The organism is Extensimonas vulgaris (genome assembly GCF_003337425.1).
In the GTDB taxonomy this organism is placed as follows: domain Bacteria; phylum Pseudomonadota; class Gammaproteobacteria; order Burkholderiales; family Burkholderiaceae_C; genus Extensimonas; species Extensimonas vulgaris.
Genome location: NZ_QPJU01000026.1, coordinates 1 through 1,166, shown reverse-complemented (window position 1 = coordinate 1,166; position 1,166 = coordinate 1). Strand labels below are relative to the sequence as shown.

Annotated in this window: 2 protein-coding genes; both read right to left on the bottom strand. The window is 58.0% G+C overall.

Features of this window, described 5'->3' with window-relative positions; translation table 11 throughout:
- Positions 1 to 7: 7 nt before the first annotated feature.
- The gene (locus DFR45_RS14265; RefSeq protein ID WP_114484396.1) at positions 8 to 640 is read right to left on the bottom strand and encodes an IS630 family transposase; all 633 of its coding nucleotides are present in this window, start codon (positions 638 to 640) and stop codon (positions 8 to 10) included.
- Positions 556 to 987 carry a helix-turn-helix domain-containing protein gene (locus tag DFR45_RS14260; RefSeq protein ID WP_158637003.1) on the bottom strand — a complete coding sequence of 144 codons (432 nt, stop codon included), beginning with the start codon at positions 985 to 987 and terminating at the stop codon, positions 556 to 558. Before DFR45_RS14260 ends, DFR45_RS14265 begins: the two co-directional genes overlap by 85 nt.
- Positions 988 to 1,166 lie beyond the last annotated feature (179 nt).

Here is a 1,166-nt window from a genome sequence, read left to right as displayed (position 1 = left end):
TAAGTAATCACTTGAAACTGATGTGGAATGTCTTACCGTAACCATCCAGCAGCGCTTGCACCTCTGCCAAGAGTTGTTCTTTGGCCCAACTCTTGAAGGAGCGCCAGTGGTACTTGGCCTGCTTCCACAGCATCTCAATGGGGTTGAGTTCGGGACTGTAGGGTGGCAAGTACAGCGGCAAGAACTTGTGCTGTAGCAGCCACTCTTGGCACAGGTGAGTGTCCAAGTTGTGGTGGATGCTGGCGTTGTCCATCACCGCAAATGTCCATTTTTCTGGGTCACTGCTGCGTGCCAGTTCGTCCAGAAACTGTGTGTAGTGAGTGCGGCAAACACTACCCTCGTGCAGGCGGTAGTCGAGCTTTTTTGTGCCCCAGTTGAGTGCCCCCAGCACGTTGACGCGGCGGCGGCTGGCACTGGCATCCATGCAGTGGGGCTGACCCAGAGGCGACCAGCTGCGCTGCACGTTGGGCTGGCAGCTCATGCCCGTCTCGTCCAAGTACAGCAGCTCAAGCTTGCCATCGAGGGCCGCTTGCTTGAGCTTGGCCAGGACTTGGCCTACGCGCTCGAACTCGCTGGCATCGCGCTTTTTTTGAGCGACCTTCGCCCCCTTTTGTAGCTCAGCCCCCGTTTTTTGAGCCACACCGACAGGCGCGCCAAGCTGAAGCTGGGTGCATCGGGATAGCGCTGGTGCAGTTGCTGGGCAATCTGGCCCAGCGAGAGGGCTTGCTCGCGGGCAATTTGCACTGCTGCATCAACCATCTCCTCACTGAGTTTGCGTGGTGCGCCCCCTTTGTGGCCGTCCAGTATGCCTGCCAAGCCTTGGGTTCTGTAGCTCTTGGCCCAGTTGTACACCGGCTGGTCACTCACTTGCAGCAGCTCACAGATGTGCGCTACTTTGTGGCCTCGCTGCAAGGCGAGCAATCCCAGGGCACGGCGGCGAAAGTCGGCATAGGGGTGATGTGCAGCCATCTCTTGCAGTGTGAGCATTTCGTGTTCGTCCAGGGGTTTGCCCAGGAGCTTGGAGGGACGAGGGACAGGCGTAGACGCTGCATCAGCAGCAGATGCCTCGATGCGGCTGGAGGATGAGCGAGCGGGGGCATGGACGGTCATGGTACGAAATTATTGCGCCAATCAAGGAATCCATGATGGTTTCGAACGTTTACTTA